Here is a 17,897-nt window from a genome sequence, read left to right as displayed (position 1 = left end):
GGACATATAAATATTGAGGATATAACAGTTCAATTATAAGGCAGCTTAATAGAATAATCGGATATAGTGATGTCGTAGATTACAAAAATGTTATATAAAGATATATTAAGAAGTAATCACCAAGGCTTGCTAGTTATTTGTGACAAAGACCCTCATTATAACTTAGAGCAAGTTGAATAAATAAAAATAACTTAGAGCAAGTTGAACAAATAAAAAAAGAAAACTACTTTTTACATTGAGCTAATTCTAGGGGCAAACCATTCCTTAGAAAAAGTAGAAATTGACACATTGACCTCAATTTCTACTTTAACGAAAGTGATAGAAAAAATGAAACTCATAATATAAGTACATTTGGGCTAACTAAATGTTTAAAAATAAGAATTGAATCACTGTTTTTATATGGACTGAAAAAATAGTGAAAAAACAACCTATTTACTTTGGTACTAAATTATAAACAGAGAAGAGCCATAAGAGAAGATACAACAACTCATGAGAAATTATCCCATAGGTAGGTTCCTATTTGCTTAATCGAGTGATAAACTAAGGTTGAAAATGACGATGCACCTGCATTCATAAATTAATATATCGTTGTCAGTGAGAGCATGAAAAGCCTATCAATTCCAACTTGAGCATATGGCTAGCTGATTGAAAAACACCTAGTTATGGTAATAGCTACGCCTACTCTCCGAATCTATTTTCGTGTGGTAGGCTTTTTTAAACTAGAGATTAATTAATCTGACAAATAGGTTGAGGATGTTATATAATCGATAAGAGGGAAAGGATGAAGCGGCAGTGTTAGTTCAAAATGAGTTTTTCGATCTTTTAGTACAAGAGGAAAAAGTGATCTTGCGCACTAAGAAGAATGGTTTTCCACTTAAATCATTCGATTCAATTACGCGTGAACATCCACGATTAAAAATCAGTTCATTCCCGATATTAAGGAAAGCGCTTACTGAACTAGAGGCAGAACATATAATAGGCAATTGGATTCCAACTATAGAAATAGCTATTGCTGCTGATAAAATGATTGCTCAACTTTACATAAACGTGTCAACCAAGGAATTTGAAGAAAATAGACAATCAATCCTAAATCAGGCTGATAAAGTGCTTGATGATGCCGGAGTGATTTACGGCAGAACAACTTTGCAAGATGAGCCGTTTAAACCGGGTGAATCGATTATCGCAGCTGTAGGGAGAAAGCCACAAAAAGGTAAAGATGCAGTCGTATCATATATAGAAATACCTGAAAGAAGGCCGATGATCCGTGAAGACGGTTCTGCTGATTATTTTGAAATGAATTTCGTTACGCCTATCAAGCAAGGTGATTGGCTTGGCGAGAAAACATCGGCACAAGAGGGCATTGATGGTAAGGATGTTTTAGGTAACGATCTTCCTGCACGGCGAGGGGATGATGTGAAACTTTACTTTGACAGGAAATCAGTGACTGATGAACAAGAAGCGGACAAAGTAGTTCTGAGGGCGTCACACGGTGGGGCTTTGGAAAGCATTGACGGTATCATTAGTGTAGGGAAGCAGTTAATTGTCAGCGGTGATGTAGGACCTGAAACTGGCTCGATTAAATTTGACGGATCAGTTGTTGTATTAGGAACAGTCATTGCAGGATTTTCAGTAAATGCGACTGGAGATATTTCTGTAGAAGGTAATGAAGGTATCATAAATGCGAAGGAGATACAGTCATCTGAGGGAGACATCTACATAAAAGGTGGGATTTTCGGCGGTGGATTGACGATTGTCGAAGCGCGAGGTAATATTTTTGTTAAACACGCGAACAATTGTAAACTGTATGGAAAAGAAGTACATGTCGGTTTATATTTACTCGGCGCAGAAGTTATCGCAGAATCTGTATTTATTGATAAAAACAAAGGTAAAATTATTGGTGGGAAAATTGAGGCACTTTATAAAATTGAATGTGCATTTGCGGGTAACAGTCATGAACGGAAGACAATCCTTAGTGCAAAAGGGATTGACAAGGAAGTAATGTATATGGAAATTCAAGAAATGGCTAAAAGTTTGAAAGAACGCCAAGGAATCATCGAAAAGCTTGAGCAACACGCTCTCCCATTTAGGAATAGTGGAAGTCTTCTGAAGGGGCCACAGGCAGAAGCCTTTGAAAAAATGTTGGAAACGATTGAATCGAATAGAGATGCCATAGTTGAACTAGATAAAGAAATTCAACTTGGGTTGCGTAAAATTAAGCAAGCAGTTCCCGCTCAAATTGAAGTGACAAGAGAAGCTTATCCAGGTACAATCATTCAAATTGGATTGAAATCGTCTACGCTTCATGTAGGTGCAAAAGGCATTTTTGAAATCGTAGATGGCGTCCTAAATGTCTAATCCTACAGTTTTTGCACATCGAGGCGCTTCTGGCATCTGCTTTGAAAATACAATGAAAGCATTTGAGAAGGCTGTCGATCAAGGTGCTGGCGGCATCGAGCTAGATGTCCAATTGACAGAAGATGGAGTGCCGTTTGTCATCCACGATCCAGGATTATCTAGGCTTGCTGGCATTCGGAAAATGATTTCATCCATGACAAGTACAGAGCTCATGAGAATTCGAGTGGGAAGAAGATATAGACGTTTATTCTGTGGTCATAGCATTCCGACATTGATAGAAGCGGTGTCATTTTGCGAAATGCATGATTTAGCACTTAATGTTGAATTGAAAGAAACGGTTTCGGATCGCCCTGAATTGATCAAAATGATTGTTGATATTGTTTCTGTTATGGGCAATGTTCATATTTCCTCATTTGATTATCGCTTACTTGAAGTGGTCAAAGAGGAAAGCGAACGAATGGAAACAGCCTTTCTTATTGGAAAGAAAAGCGTAGATTGGACTAATCTTAAACAGTATTCATGTGCAGATGGATTCCATTTTCACAAACGGTTGTTGAAAGAGCCCTTTTTGACCAATCTCCTTCAAACCGGGAAAAAGATTCGGGTTTATGGAATGACTGGAACAGAACCAATCACTCTTAATCCGCCTCCTTATATAGATGGCTGGATAACGGATTATCCAAATCGATTCAATAAATAAGCAAAAGGACCAAGACTGTTCAGTCTTGGTCCTTTTGCAATTCGCTCAAATAGATTGTAGACGATTGCTCTCAGTTACGATATACACTGTTACTTTTGTTTAAACCGTTCTTGCACGCGTCCTTTTCGTCGATCGCGACGTAATAAAAAGCCCGCAAAAAACCATAGACCTCCCGCGAACAATAATAAGCCTACAACGAATTGAAGCCAAATGAACGGAAATGGGTTAAATAATACGCCAAATATCGAATCTCGCATTAATTTTATACCGCCGGCCGCAAAAAGTCCGGGGATTAGCAAGACCATAAATGCTGCTAGACGTGCCATATACGACAACTCCTTACCGAATCTAATTTTACCTACTCTAATTTGATTGTCAAGAACAGCGCTTTCATGTATGATGAAATTGTAATTGCAAAAGATTGCATGGTTCAAAAAAGGAGAATGAACATCCTTGCAAAACGTTCTCATTGTCGGGGCGGGGACAGGCGGATCGATAATACTGGACCTTCTCCAAAATTTAGAATTCATGAATGTAAACGCAATCATTGATACTGATGAACATGCACCGGGAATAATACGTGCAAAAAAACAGGGCATCGCATATGGGATGGATTGGACAAGTTACCTGACCGACGATTTGCATATTATTTTCGATGTGACCGGTGACAAGTCTGTATTCGCTGAGCTATTAAAAGCGAGGCCTGCCCATACCGTACTTATACCTGGTTCCGTCGCAAATCTCCTTGTAAGGCTGCTTGAGGAGAACGATACATACATTAAGCGCATTCATATAGAAATGCATAAGCAGCGAATGATCTTTGATTCAATTGAAGAGGGCATGGTTGGAATCGACGAAGAAGGAACTGTTGATTTCTTCAATAAAAGTGCCTCTAAGATGATTGGTTTCCCAATTGAAGAGGCTTTTGGTCGGATGATTACGGATGTAATTCCGACGACAGAGCTTCCAAGGGTATTCGATTCAGGCGTGGCGGAATTGAATGAGGAACAGATTCTTGGAAATGGCTTGAAAATAGTTACTTCTCGTTATCCACTCTTTGATTCTGCCGGGAAAAAAGTCGGTGCATTCGCGGTGTTTAAAGATATTACGGAAGTAGTTGCGCTAGCGGAGGAAATCACAGATTTGAAAAAAGTGAAGACAATGCTGGAAGCAATCATACATTCGAGTGACGATGCCATCTCAGTCGTTGATGATAAGGGGAATGGTATCCTTGTCAATCCAGCCTATACACGGATTACGGGCCTTACTGAAGATGAAATAATAGGTAAGCCCGCGAATGCGGACATCAACGAAGGTGAAAGTATTCATATGAGAGTACTTAAGTCGAGAAAGCCGGTTCGTGGCGTCAATATGCGTATAGGTGAAAATAACAGGGAAGTAATTGTCAATGTTGCACCAATCATTGTCGATCACCAAGTGAAGGGTAGTGTTGGTGTCATTCATGACATCACTGAAATGCGCAACTTGATGAAAGAACTTGACCAGGCACGGACAATTATTAGGAAACTTGAATCAACCTATACATTCGATGATATCTTCGGCGGTTCGTCTGATATTGAAATTTCAATCGAGCAGGCCAAGTTAGCTGCCAAATCTGAGATTCCAGTCCTTCTTCGAGGAGAAGCGGGAACTGGGAAAGAATTGTTTGCGCATGCCATTCACAGTGGCTCCGAACGACGGTTTAATAAGTTTATCCGTGTGAATTGTTCGGCAATGCATTCATCTAAATTGGAAGCGGAGCTATTTGGACAAGAATCTGAGGTTTCTCAAAGTGGGAATGGTAGCACTCAAGGCCTTTTTCAAGAGTCTGCACAGGGAACGTTATTCCTTGACGAAGTGGCTGACTTGCCGCTTGTGGTTCAGGCGAGGCTGCTTAACTATTTAAAAAGCGGAACAATCTTCAAAAATGGGGGGACCTATCCCGTTCATTTGTCCGTTCGTGTCATTGCAGCGTCTACGAAAAACTTAGAAAAGGCAATGCACGAAGGAGCGTTTATTGAAGAACTTTATTATGTGTTAAACCGACTCTCAATCCAAATTGCGCCGCTACGATCTCGGAAAAAAGATATTCCATCCATTATTGGGCACCTACTAGTAAGGTTAAATCAGGAATTCGGGATGAATATTGAGAAAATTACCGATGAAGCGCAAGAGCGTCTTAAGCAATATGACTGGCCAGGAAATGTACGTGAACTTGAAAATGTACTTAGCCGCGCCATGATTTACATGGAGTCGGGAGATGCCGTTATCGAATTGATAGATGTGGTTAAATCCCTATCATCTAGGGAAAACAAGGAAGAGGAACAGATTCTTCCTGAAAAAAGCACACTTACTTCGATTATGGATGAATACGAAAAAACCATACTTGAAACGGCTCTCCGTGAAAATACTGGTAACAAATCATTAACTGCCAATAGGCTTGGTATTTCACTGCGCTCACTTTATTATAAACTTGAGAAATTCAGCCTCATTTAATCGTCATGTAGTCAAAGGAGGAGAGACAATGGTTACACTTGACTCACTCATCAGTCTGGCCGCATCGAAGAACGGTCCGGTTGTTGCTGTCGCATCTGCAGCAGATCGAGAAGTGCTTGAAGCGGTTAGTATTGCTAGTGAAAAAGGCATTGCTTCATTCATGCTTTTCGCTGATGAAAGTCGTATCAGCGAGATGATTCAAACAAATTTCCCTTGGTTACTAGATAATGAAAAAATTAGTATCCATCATGCTGAAGACGATAGCTACGCAGCTGCACTCTCAGTGAAAGCGGTTTCAAGTGGACAAGCACATGTCCTGATGAAAGGGAACTTAGCAACATCTACCATCCTTAAGGCGGTGTTGAATGGCGACTATGGTTTACGAACAGGGAAAATACTGTCGCATGTCGCAGCGTTCGAAGTTGCCGGTTATGACCGTTTACTTTTCGTGACGGACGCGGCAATGAACATCGCACCTGACCTAGAAGCAAAAGCACAAATCATTCGTAATGCAGTTGCTACTGCGCATGCGTGTGGTGTGCTTGAACCAATCGTCGCTCCCTTGGCTGCTGTCGAAACGGTGAATCCGGCAATGACACCAACGACAGATGCCGCGTCGCTAGTAGTAATGAATCGACGTGGTCAAATCACTGGTTGCATTGTTGACGGTCCACTTGCCCTTGATAATGCAGTATCAGAGAAGGCTGCTGCGCAAAAAGGAATTACAGGGGAAACAGCTGGTAAAGCCGATATTCTTGTCGTTCCGAATATCGAAGCAGGCAATATTCTCTACAAATCACTTATGTACTTCGCCAACGCGAAAGTCGGTGCGATTATCCAAGGCGCCAAAGCACCAATCGTCCTTACATCAAGGGCGGACAGTGCCGAAAGTAAACTTTACTCACTAGCACTAGCAATTCTTTCGATAAAGTAAAAAACAAAAGCGTAAGCGCCTGTTCAGAGGCGACAGGCATAAGACGGGCTGGCGAAGCGGCGTTCTTTGCCGCACAGCTTGACCAACTTATGACCCGAGTCTCTAGGCGCTGGAGTCTAGACGTGAACACTCTATTGAATAAATTATCCACAGTACGAGATTTTTAGTTTCTTAAAAATAAAAATGAACGATACCCTTAGGAGGAATTTACAATGGAAATTTTCAAATATATGGAACATCAGGATTATGAACAACTTGTTATTTGTCAGGATAAAGCTTCAGGACTAAAAGCGATCATCGCTATTCATGATACGACACTCGGCCCGGCGCTTGGTGGAACACGTATGTGGACGTATGCAAGTGAAGAAGAAGCAATTGAAGACGCACTTCGCCTTGCGCGCGGTATGACTTACAAAAACGCGGCTGCTGGATTGAATCTTGGTGGCGGAAAAACAGTTATTATAGGGAATCCAAAAACAGACAAAAACGATGAAATGTTCCGTGCTTTCGGTCGTTATATTGAAGGATTGAACGGTCGTTATATCACTGCAGAAGATGTAGGAACAACTGAAGCGGATATGGACTTAATTAATCTTGAAACAGATTATGTTACAGGTACTTCTGCTGGAGCGGGTTCATCTGGTAATCCTTCGCCTGTTACTGCTTATGGTATTTATTACGGTATGAAGGCAGCAGCAAAAGAAGCATTTGGAGACGACTCGCTAGCGGGCAAAACAGTAGCGGTACAAGGTGTCGGAAACGTTGCTTATGCACTTTGTGAGTATTTGCACGAAGAAGGTGCAAAACTAATCATCACGGATATCAACGAAGAAGCAGTTCAGCGTGCAGTTGATGCATTCGGTGCAACAGCAGTCGGCATCAATGAAATTTACTCTCAAGAAGCAGATATCTTCGCACCATGTGCACTAGGTGCAATCATAAACGATGAGACGATTCCACAATTGAAAGCAAAAGTTATTGCAGGATCTGCTAACAATCAATTGAAAGAAACGCGTCACGGCGATTTAATCCATGAAATGGGTATTGTTTACGCACCTGACTACGTTATCAACTCGGGCGGCGTTATCAACGTTGCAGATGAGCTTGATGGTTATAACCGTGAACGTGCACTTAAACGCGTAGAAGGAATCTATGACGTAATCGGGAAAATTTTCGCAATCTCAAAACGTGATAATATCCCAACGTATGTTGCAGCTGACCGCATGGCGGAAGAGCGTATTGCGCGTGTTGCTAATACAAGAAGCACTTTCCTACAAAACGAAAAAAGCGTACTTTCAAGACGCTAATAAAGAAAAGTGAAAGCGACCTGTTTAGACGCGACAGGCATAAGATAGACCGGCGAAACGACGTTCTTTGTCGTGCACAGGAGGGATGCAATTCAATCCCTCCCAGATAGCTTATGACCCGAGCGTCTGGTCGCAGTAGCTAGACATAAAGAAAAGAAAAGGCTGCATTGATATGGAAGGAGGACCTATTGTGCATGAGAATCACCATAGGATCCTAGTTATTAACCCAGGATCTACATCAACAAAAATAGGTGTCTTTGAAGGCGAAAGTCAACTGATGGAAAGTACGTTGAGGCATAGTTCAGAAGAAATTGCACAGTACCCTTCCATCATCGATCAATACAGTTTTCGTAAAGAGGCAATCCTTGAGTCACTTGAAAAAGAAGGCATTAACATCACTACACTAGCTGCCATTTGCGGTCGGGGCGGGCTTCTCCGTCCGATCGAAGGTGGTACTTACCCTGTTAACGAAGCGATGATACAAGACTTGAAAACAGGTTATTCAGGTCAACATGCATCGAACCTCGGGGGCATAATTGCGCATGAAATCGCAACCAGCCTAAACCTTCCCGCTTTCATCGTCGACCCCGTCGTCGTCGATGAACTTGCACCAATCGCGCGAATTTCTGGATTTTCGGCCATTAATCGAAAATCCATATTCCATGCGCTGAACCAAAAAGCGGTTGCAAGACGCTACGCAAAACAAGTCGGTAAAAAATACGACACACTCCGGTTGATTATCACCCATATGGGCGGGGGTATAACTGTCGGTGTACATGAATTCGGCAAAGTAATTGATGTAAACAATGGACTTCACGGAGATGGACCATTCAGCCCTGAACGTGCGGGAACCGTACCTGCGGGGGATCTCATCGAACTATGTTTTTCTGGAGAGTACTTCCGTCACGAAGTAATGAAAAAACTTGTTGGTCAAGGTGGTCTCGTTGGCTATCTCGGAACGAACGATGCTGTTCGCGTTGAACAACGAATTGAAGATGGTGATGAAAAAGCAAAACTAGTTTACGAGGCAATGGCCTACCAAGTTGCTAAGGAAATTGGTAGTGCGGCTGCTGTCCTTCACGGCCAAGTGGATGCGATTATCCTTACGGGTGGCCTTGCTTACGGCAAAGGATTTGTGAAGGATATTACATCCAGAATCGACTGGATAGCGGATATAGTTGTGTATGCTGGAGAAGATGAACTACAAGCACTTGCAGAAGGCGCACTCCGCGTTCTAACTGGTGAAGAAATAGCTAAAATCTACCCGTCTTGACGGGTCGTTGTGAGGGAGGCCATCTATAATGGCGAGGGAATATGATGTAGTTATTTTAGGAGGCGGAACGGGTGGCTATGTCGCTGCGATTCGCGCCGCTCAATTGGGACTGAAAACAGCACTTGTTGAAAAAGGGAAACTAGGCGGCACATGCTTGCACAAAGGGTGTATCCCGAGTAAAGCATTGTTAAAAAGTGCTGAAGTATTCGATACGGCAAAAAATCAGGCTGCAGAGTTTGGGGTAAATACAAAAGACGTATCACTGGATTTCAGTCGTGTACAAGCACGAAAAGACGGTATCGTTAAACAGCTACATGCTGGCGTGACTGCCCTAATGAAAAAAGGGAAAATCGACGTATTTGATGGACTTGGCAGAATGCTTGGACCATCAATCTTTTCGCCAATGCCGGGTACTATTTCGGTTGAAATGAACAATGGTGACGAAAACGAAATGCTCATCTTGAAAAACCTGATTATCGCAACAGGATCTAGACCACGTACATTACCCGGTTTGGAAATTGATGAAAATCAAGTCATGTCTTCTGATGGGGCGCTTTCTATGGAAGCACTTCCTAAGTCGATTATCATCGTTGGTGGTGGAGTCATCGGTATAGAATGGGCTTCTATGCTCAATGATTTCGGTGTCGAAGTCACTGTTCTCGAATATGCAGATCGAATTATTCCGACTGAAGACGATGACATCTCGAAAGAAATGAAAAAGCTATTGACGAAAAAAGGAATCACTTTTGTGACAAGTGCGAAAGTTCTCCCAGAAACCCTCGTTAAAAAAGAAGGAACTGTCACAATTTCTGCGGAAATGAATGGCGAAACGACGGCGTTCACAGCTGAAAAAATGCTTGTTTCTGTCGGTCGTCAAGCAAATGTCGAAGGAATTGGTCTGGACAATACGGAAATTGAAATCATCAATGGTTATATTAAAACAAGACCAACATTTCAAACAAAAGAACATCATATTTATGCAATTGGTGATGTTATTGGCGGGCTGCAACTAGCGCATGTTGCTTCTCACGAAGGAATTGCGGCTGTTGAACATATTGCAGGTCTAAAAAATGAAGCGATTGATTATACAAAAATATCGCGTTGCATTTATTCTAGTCCCGAAGCGTCAAGCGTCGGCATAACAGAGAAGCAAGCGAAAGAACAGGGCTTTGATGTCAAAGTCGGGAAATTCCCGTTTATGGCCATCGGAAAAGCACTTGTCAATGGAAATTCGGATGGTTTTGTAAAAATCATTGCCGATAAAAAGACAGACGATATTCTAGGTGTTCATATGATAGGTGCACACGTGACTGATTTGATATCCGAAGCAGGACTCGCGATGGTGCTCGATGCGACGCCGTGGGAAGTGGCAAGCACGATTCATCCACATCCATCGCTTTCTGAAGTAATGGGCGAAGCCGCTTTAGCCGTAGATGGCAAAGCAATTCATATGTAAAAAAGAGTCTCAATTAGTCTAAGACACAAGACTGCGAACCATAGAAGGGGGATTTTAGAAATGGCAAAAACGCGTCATGAAGAACTAGGTTTAACAAATGAAGATGCACTGCAAATTTTTGAAACGATGTTAATGGCTCGTCGTATTGATGAACGTATGTGGCTCCTTAACCGTGCAGGAAAGATTCCATTCGTTATTTCATGTCAGGGGCAGGAAGCAGCACAAGTTGGAGCAGCTTTCGCTCTTGATAAAGATAAAGACTGGATTGCACCATACTATCGGGATATGGGCGTTGTTCTACATTTTGGAATGACTCCGCAAGATTTGATGCTGTCCGCATTCGCAAAAGCAGAAGATCCGAACTCAGGTGGTCGTCAAATGCCTGGTCACTTCGGTCAGCGCAAAAATCGTATTTTGACAGGATCATCTCCTGTTACGACGCAACTACCGCACGCAGTTGGGGTAGCTCTTGCGGCGAAGATGAAGAAGGAAGATTTCATTACTTTCGTTACACTTGGGGAAGGTTCATCTAACCAAGGAGATTTCCACGAAGGCATGAACTTTGCAGGTGTCCATAAATTACCGACTGTTATCATGGTTGAAAATAATAAATATGCAATTTCAGTTCCTGTTGAAAAACAACTTGGCTGTGTTAATGTTTCCGACCGTGCAATCGGTTACGGAATGCCGGGTGTTACAGTTGATGGAACAGACCCACTTGAAGTATACAAAGTGGTCAAAGAAGCAGCAGATCGTGCACGACGTGGAGAAGGTCCAAGTCTTGTAGAGACAATCTGTTACCGATTGACGGCTCACTCATCAGACGATGATCAACGTCAATACCGTGATGCAGAAGAGCTTGAAAATGAAAAGAAACTTGACCCGATTCCAATGTTCGCAGCTTATTTGAAAGAAGTAGGCGCACTAACTGATGAACTTGAAAAAGAAATGGAAGAACGCATCATGAAAGAAGTGAACGAAGCGACCGATTATGCGGAAAGCGCTGCGTACGCTGAACCTGAATCTGCGATGCTCCATGTGTATGCTGAAGATGGGGGGAACGAATAATGGCTGTTATGTCTTATATCGATGCAATCACACTTGCAATGAAAGAAGAAATGGAACGAGACGACCGCGTTTTCGTTCTCGGAGAAGACGTTGGACGTAAAGGTGGAGTCTTTAAGGCTACGGCAGGTCTTTACGATCAATTCGGAGAATACCGCGCACTTGATACACCGCTTGCGGAATCTGCAATTGCAGGTGTCGGAATTGGTGCAGCAATGTACGGGTTACGTCCAATTGCTGAAATGCAGTTTGCTGATTTCATCATGCCGGCTGTGAACCAAATTGTTTCGGAAGCAGCAAAAATACGTTACCGTTCGAATAACGACTGGTCTTGTCCAATTGTTATTCGTGCACCATTCGGAGGCGGTATCCACGGGGCGCTGTATCACTCGCAGTCTGTCGAATCGATGTTCGCAAGCACACCGGGATTAAAAATCGTTATACCGTCAACGCCATATGATGCAAAAGGGCTTCTTAAAGCGGCAATCCGCGATGAAGATCCAGTATTATTCTTTGAACATAAACGCGCTTATCGTTTAATTAAAGGCGAAGTGCCTTTAGATGACTACGTATTGCCAATTGGCAAAGCAGATGTTAAACGTGAGGGCGATGATATTACAATCATCACTTACGGACTATGTGTCCATTTTGCATTGCAAGCCGCTGAACGTCTTGCAGAAGATGGAATTTCTACTCATATCCTTGACCTTCGGACTGTCTATCCACTTGACCAAGAAGCAATCATTGAAGCAGCTTCGAAAACAGGGAAAGTCCTCTTAGTTACTGAAGATAATAAAGAAGGAAGCATTATGGGAGAAGTTGCAGCAATAATTGCTGAAAACTGCCTGTTTGAACTTGATGCGCCAATTAAACGTCTTGCTGGACCAGATATTCCAGCGATGCCATATGCACCGACAATGGAGAAATTCTTCATGGTCAATCCAGACAAAGTAGAGAAGGCAGCGCGTGAACTCGCAGAATTTTAATCGGGAAGGAGGTCAATCAATTGGCTATTGAAAATATTTTAATGCCCCAACTCGGTGAAAGTGTGACAGAAGGCACAATCGAGAAATGGCTTGTCAAACCGGGGGATACAGTTAACAAATATGATTCACTTGCAGAAGTTAATACAGACAAAGTAACAGCAGAAGTACCTTCTTCATTTACAGGTGTCATCAAGGAATTGATCGCACAGGAGGGAGAGACGCTTGCAGTTGGAGCGCTTGTTTGTACGATTGAAACTGAAGGTGGAGGAGCTGCGGAAGTCGCAGTAGAAGCGGTACCAGCTAAGGCAGAACCTGCAAACGAAATGCCTGCTGCAGGTTCTCAAAAACCGGCTTCATCTTTGAATCGTGAAAAAGGAACGGCAGCAGGACGCTATTCTCCTGCAGTACTTCGTCTATCACAGGATAACGGCATTGATTTGTCACTTGTGGAAGGTTCAGGGAAAGAAGGACGCATCACGCGTAAAGATTTGCTTGCTATAATCGAGAGTGGCAACATTCCTACAGCAGCAGTAACTACTGAAGCGCCTGTTGTAGAAACGGCAGCTCCAACGTCGGTTACACAGGCGGCACCTGCACCGAAAGCAGCGGAGCCAGCCAATGTACCTGTTGCAGTAGGCGATATCGAAATCCCTGTTACAGGCGTGCGTCGTGCCATTGCTAGCAATATGCTGCGCTCAAAACACGAAGCTCCACACGCATGGATGATGATTGAAGTCGATGTTACGAGTCTTGTTCAATACCGCGATTCCTTGAAAAATGATTTCAAAAAGAAGGAAGGCTTCAACCTGACATACTTCGCATTCTTCGTGAAAGCAGTATCTCAAGCATTGAAAGAATTCCCTATGATGAACTCAATGTGGGCCGGCGACAAAATCATTCAGAAAAAAGATATCAATATTTCCATCGCAGTGGCGACGGAAGATTCCCTTTACGTTCCAGTCATCAATAATGCTGATGAAAAAACAATCAAAGGCATTGGACGTGATATTCAGGAGCTTGCAGGTAAAGTGCGTTCAGGTAAACTGAAATCATCCGAAATGCAAGGTGGTACATTCACAGTGAATAATACCGGCTCATTCGGTTCTGTTCAGTCAATGGGTATCATCAACCACCCGCAAGCAGCAATACTACAAGTCGAATCAATCGTTAAACGTCCTGTTGTGATGGACGGCGGCATGATCGGTGTGCGTGATATGGTGAACTTATGTCTATCACTCGATCACCGCGTTCTTGACGGTCTTGTTTGCGGACAATTCCTCGCACGAGTGAAAGCGATACTCGAAAACGTAACTGCAGAAAATACATCCATTTACTGATCAAAATTGTAAACCCCAGTGCCGTAAAATATAGCGCTGGGGTTTATTTTATCTTTCAACAAAAGCGTTACTCGGGTAAACTAGTAATAGATTGATTATTTTGAGGAGGGAAGCGCAAAATATGACCATACATAACATGCAAACAACAACATTCGATAAAGCGGGATTTGAACAATGGAAAGAAGTCGCTGTCCAGTCATTGAAAGGAAAGCCTTTCGATTCGCTTATCACGAAAACGATTGAAGGGATTGACCTTCAGCCATTATATACGCAGGAAAGTCTTGCGAAACGTGCACAGCTAATTCGTGCGGCAAAAAAAGAGACAGGCTGGATTGTTGCACAGCAACCATATGCTACGGATGGACAAAAGTTCGTCGCTGACCTGAAAAGTTCGATTGAACGTGGCAATGAAGCGATTGTTTACGATGGGGCAAAAACACTTCACTGGGAAGAGTCTTCTCTCGCTGAAATCGCCCAACTTATGAAGCAATATCCGATTTTCATTACAAATATGAAGCATGATAACTCATTTCTGAAAGCGTTTTCCCTTGTCCCAGAAATGGATCGTTCCTCCGTTAACGGGGCAATTTCGGTCTCTGGTTGGACTCTTCCAGCAGGATACACAAACGTCCGGACAGCTAGCGCGGATATGTGGGTTGCACATCACAAAGGCGCGGATGCAGTGAATGAACTTGCATTAGTCCTCGCATATGCAGCGGATCAAGCTTCAAAAGTGGACAATTTTAGTGATTTTGCCGATGACTTTTTTGTTCGATTTGCAGTTGATACGCATTTCTTTATGGAAATTTCAAAGTTCCGTGCGTTTCGTGTTCTTTGGCAAGCATTCAGTTCTGCGTATGGGGTAGCTGAAGCTCCATATGTACCAATCATTGCAATAACATCGTTGCGTTCTTACTCAAAACTAGATCCGTATGTCAACGTCTTGCGTGCAGGCAATGAAACATTCGCCGCAGTTCTTGGCGGCGCTGACGTTATTACAGTTCACCCACACAATATTATTACTGGACCGACAAGCAGTTCTGTACGTATGGCACGAAATATCCAACTTGTTATTAAAGAAGAAACTCATTCCGATAAAGTAATTGATCCTGCAGGCGGTTCTTATTTCATGGAAACCTTGACGTCTGAACTTGTTGATAAATCATGGACACTCTTTTTGGAAATACAGTCTACAGGCGGCTATGATGCATTCATTGCCAGTGACAAGTTCGGGAAATTACTTGAGCAACGTAGGGGCGATGTTTCGAAAGGGAAACAGTCGTTGATTGGTACAAATGTTTACGCTGAATTGACGGATACGAACTTTACTGATTGGGATGGCATTCAATTTGAAGGACGTCTTGCAGAACCTTTCGAAAAACTAGCTGCACTGCAAAAAGATAGTGCGACGCGAATTGCATTGCTGACGTTCGGCGAGTTAAAAGATTTCAAACCACGTGCAGATTTTGTCGGCGGCTTTTTAGCGACAGGTGGTATGCGCGCTGAATGGGGTCCAACATTCGATAATGCACAACAAGCTGTTACATGGCTTGCGGATGACAAGCCGGATTATGCAATTGTTTGTGCAACATCTAGCCTAACTGAAACGATAATGGAACAATTGCTGGCAGGACGCCCAGAAGGACTTGTCTTGGATGTGGCAGGAAAGTACGATTCTGCACTGTCAGAAACATGGCTTAATGCCGGTCTAAATGGCTTCATCTATGCGGGTCAAGATAAAGTAGGAAAACTAATAGCTATCAACGACAAATTGGAAGGGGCTGCGTCTGATGAACAAGCCTGATTTCAACAAAGTAGACTTGCGGCAGATTGCTAGCAGTTCGGCAAAAACAGTAACCCAGTCAGGGCAACTTTTTAGAACAAATGAAGGTATCGATGTTAAAACGCTCTATACCGGTAAAGACACGGAGAACCTATCCCATTTGACTGATTTACCTGGCATCGCACCAAATACTAGGGGTCCCTATCCGACAATGTTCGTTTCTAGACCGTGGACAGTCCGTCAATACGCCGGATTCTCAACTGCTGAGGAAAGCAATGCCTTTTACCGCCGAAATTTGGCAATGGGGCAAAAAGGATTATCTGTCGCATTCGACCTTGCGACTCACCGCGGCTATGACTCTGATCATCCACGTGTGACTGGGGATGTCGGAAAAGCAGGTGTTGCTATTGATTCGGTAGAGGATATGAAAATCCTATTTGATGGTATTCCGCTCGATCAGATGTCAGTATCTATGACAATGAACGGCGCGGTATTGCCAATTATGGCGTTTTATATCGTTGCGGCTGAAGAACAGGGAGTGTCACCTGAAAAACTTGCTGGTACCATCCAAAATGATATATTGAAGGAGTATATGGTGAGAAATACGTATATTTTCCCGCCAGAAATGTCGATGAAAATCATTGCGGATATTTTTGATTACACATCCACTAAAATGCCGAAATTTAACTCGATTTCAATTTCTGGCTATCATATGCAAGAAGCGGGCGCAACGGCGGATATCGAGCTTGCCTATACACTTGCGGATGGTCTTGAATATGTCAGGACAGGTTTGAAAGCAGGCATTGATATCGATTCATTCGCACCTAGACTATCGTTTTTCTGGGCGGTAGGCATGAATTACTTCATGGAAGTTGCCAAAATGCGCGCAGCACGGAAAATGTGGGCGCAAATGATGCAGACGTTTGAACCGAAAAATCCAAAGTCACTTGCGCTACGTACACATTCACAAACGTCAGGCTGGAGTTTGACGGAACAAGATCCGTTCAACAATATAACGCGAACATTAATAGAAGCAAATGCTGCAGCGATGGGGCATACACAGTCACTCCATACCAATGCGCTTGACGAAGCAATTGCATTGCCGACAGATTTCTCAGCACGGATTGCTCGGAATACGCAATTGTTCCTGCAAGAAGAGACGATGATGACCAAAGTGATTGATCCATGGGGCGGCTCATACTATGTTGAAAAATTGACAGATGAGTTGATGGATAAAGCTTGGGAATTAATCACAGAAATCGAGGAACTCGGCGGAATGGCGAAAGCGATTGAAACCGGCCTTCCCAAAATGAAAATCGAAGAAGCGGCCGCAAAACGTCAGGCTCAAATCGACTCCCGTGCAGAATCAATTATCGGTGTAAATAAATACCGTTTAGATACTGAAGATCCAATCGATATTTTGGACATTGACAATACGCTAGTACGCCAGAAACAAATCGATCGTATCAATCAGATGAAAGCAGACAGAGACGAAGCGAAAGTAACGACTATCCTAGCCGAGTTGACTGAAATTGCACGTAGTGGCGACGGTAATCTTTTAGCGTGTGCCGTTAATGCAGCACGTGCACGCGCAACCATCGGTGAAATATCAGATGCGATTGAAAGTGTATCAGGTAGACATAAGGCGGTGATTCGTTCGGTGAGTGGCGTTTACAGTTCGAATTTCTCGAACACAGAAGAAATTGACGAAGTAAAAATGATGGCAAAAGATTTCCTTGGAAATGAAGGGCGTCGTCCACGTATCCTTATCGCAAAAATGGGACAAGACGGTCATGACCGCGGTGCAAAAGTAATCGCTTCCTCATTTGCAGATCTTGGTTTTGATGTAGACATCGGGCCATTATTCCAAACGCCCGAAGAAACGGCACTACAAGCCGCTGAAAATGATGTCCACGTCATCGGTGTAAGTTCACTTGCTGCGGGTCATAAAACGCTTGTTCCGACACTACGTGAAGAGCTTGCCAAAATTGGTCGAGAAGATATTCTTATTGTCGTCGGTGGGGTTATACCTGCGCAAGATTATGCATTCCTACGTGAAAATGGTGCTGCGGCAATTTTCGGTCCAGGAACCGTCATTCCGGTTGCTGCGCAAAAGGTCATTGAAGAAATCTATCGTAGGCTTGGCTATGAGGAAGTGGCGGATTGAAAGACAACAACCGTTTAACTGATGACAGTGCGTTGAAT

Annotated in this window: 13 protein-coding genes; 12 read left to right on the top strand and 1 reads right to left on the bottom strand. The window is 43.1% G+C overall.

What is annotated here, in order from left to right; translation table 11 throughout:
- Positions 1 to 792 precede the first annotated feature (792 nt).
- Positions 793 to 2,355: a FapA family protein gene (locus tag MKY15_RS20265; protein WP_187044994.1), complete on the top strand. Its 1,563-nt coding sequence runs from the start codon at positions 793 to 795 to the stop codon at positions 2,353 to 2,355.
- Positions 2,348 to 3,055: a glycerophosphodiester phosphodiesterase family protein gene (locus MKY15_RS20260; protein WP_187044993.1), complete on the top strand. Its 708-nt coding sequence runs from the start codon at positions 2,348 to 2,350 to the stop codon at positions 3,053 to 3,055. The genes MKY15_RS20265 and MKY15_RS20260 overlap by 8 nt, the downstream gene beginning before the upstream one ends.
- Positions 3,056 to 3,144: 89 nt before the next feature.
- Here MKY15_RS20260 and MKY15_RS20255 read toward each other — a convergent pair whose 3' ends face one another.
- The gene (locus tag MKY15_RS20255; protein WP_067209866.1) at positions 3,145 to 3,381 is read right to left on the bottom strand and encodes a DUF2627 domain-containing protein; all 237 of its coding nucleotides are present in this window, start codon (positions 3,379 to 3,381) and stop codon (positions 3,145 to 3,147) included.
- Positions 3,382 to 3,508: 127 nt separating this feature from the next.
- Here MKY15_RS20255 and MKY15_RS20250 point away from each other — a divergent pair, with 127 nt between their 5' ends.
- The 10 genes from MKY15_RS20250 to scpA all read left to right on the top strand — a co-directional run bounded on the left by MKY15_RS20250 (position 3,509) and on the right by scpA (position 17,859).
- Positions 3,509 to 5,551: a sigma 54-interacting transcriptional regulator gene (locus MKY15_RS20250; RefSeq protein ID WP_342538412.1), complete on the top strand. Its 2,043-nt coding sequence runs from the start codon at positions 3,509 to 3,511 to the stop codon at positions 5,549 to 5,551.
- Positions 5,552 to 5,579: 28 nt separating this feature from the next.
- The gene (gene yqiS / locus MKY15_RS20245; protein WP_338656478.1) at positions 5,580 to 6,485 is read left to right on the top strand and encodes a phosphate butyryltransferase; all 906 of its coding nucleotides are present in this window, start codon (positions 5,580 to 5,582) and stop codon (positions 6,483 to 6,485) included.
- Between the two features lie 212 nt (positions 6,486 to 6,697).
- A complete protein-coding gene (locus tag MKY15_RS20240) occupies positions 6,698 to 7,792 on the top strand; it encodes a Glu/Leu/Phe/Val dehydrogenase (RefSeq protein ID WP_067209859.1) in 1,095 nt (364 codons plus the stop codon).
- Between the two features lie 190 nt (positions 7,793 to 7,982).
- The gene (gene buk / locus MKY15_RS20235; protein ID WP_187044990.1) at positions 7,983 to 9,065 is read left to right on the top strand and encodes a butyrate kinase; all 1,083 of its coding nucleotides are present in this window, start codon (positions 7,983 to 7,985) and stop codon (positions 9,063 to 9,065) included.
- A gap of 28 nt (positions 9,066 to 9,093) precedes the next feature.
- Entirely contained in the window at positions 9,094 to 10,521 is a 1,428-nt protein-coding gene (gene lpdA, locus MKY15_RS20230; RefSeq protein WP_187044989.1) for a dihydrolipoyl dehydrogenase, read from the top strand.
- Positions 10,522 to 10,581: 60 nt separating this feature from the next.
- Positions 10,582 to 11,589: a thiamine pyrophosphate-dependent dehydrogenase E1 component subunit alpha gene (locus MKY15_RS20225; protein WP_067209849.1), complete on the top strand. Its 1,008-nt coding sequence runs from the start codon at positions 10,582 to 10,584 to the stop codon at positions 11,587 to 11,589.
- A complete protein-coding gene (locus MKY15_RS20220) occupies positions 11,589 to 12,572 on the top strand; it encodes an alpha-ketoacid dehydrogenase subunit beta (protein WP_067209847.1) in 984 nt (327 codons plus the stop codon). Before MKY15_RS20225 ends, MKY15_RS20220 begins: the two co-directional genes overlap by 1 nt.
- Positions 12,573 to 12,592: 20 nt before the next feature.
- The gene (locus MKY15_RS20215; protein ID WP_187044988.1) at positions 12,593 to 13,909 is read left to right on the top strand and encodes a dihydrolipoamide acetyltransferase family protein; all 1,317 of its coding nucleotides are present in this window, start codon (positions 12,593 to 12,595) and stop codon (positions 13,907 to 13,909) included.
- A 121-nt stretch (positions 13,910 to 14,030) separates the two neighbouring features.
- Positions 14,031 to 15,713 carry a methylmalonyl-CoA mutase family protein gene (locus MKY15_RS20210; protein ID WP_342538410.1) on the top strand — a complete coding sequence of 561 codons (1,683 nt, stop codon included), beginning with the start codon at positions 14,031 to 14,033 and terminating at the stop codon, positions 15,711 to 15,713.
- Positions 15,700 to 17,859, top strand: coding sequence for a methylmalonyl-CoA mutase (gene scpA, locus MKY15_RS20205; protein WP_342538409.1), 2,160 nt, complete (start codon positions 15,700 to 15,702; stop codon positions 17,857 to 17,859). Before MKY15_RS20210 ends, scpA begins: the two co-directional genes overlap by 14 nt.
- The last annotated feature ends 38 nt before the right edge of the window (positions 17,860 to 17,897 follow it).

This window comes from Sporosarcina sp. FSL K6-1540, assembly GCF_038620285.1.
Taxonomy (GTDB): Bacteria; Bacillota; Bacilli; order Bacillales_A; family Planococcaceae; genus Sporosarcina; species Sporosarcina psychrophila.
The sequence above is the reverse complement of the archived record's forward strand: the minus strand, read 5'-3'. Positions and strand labels throughout refer to the sequence as shown.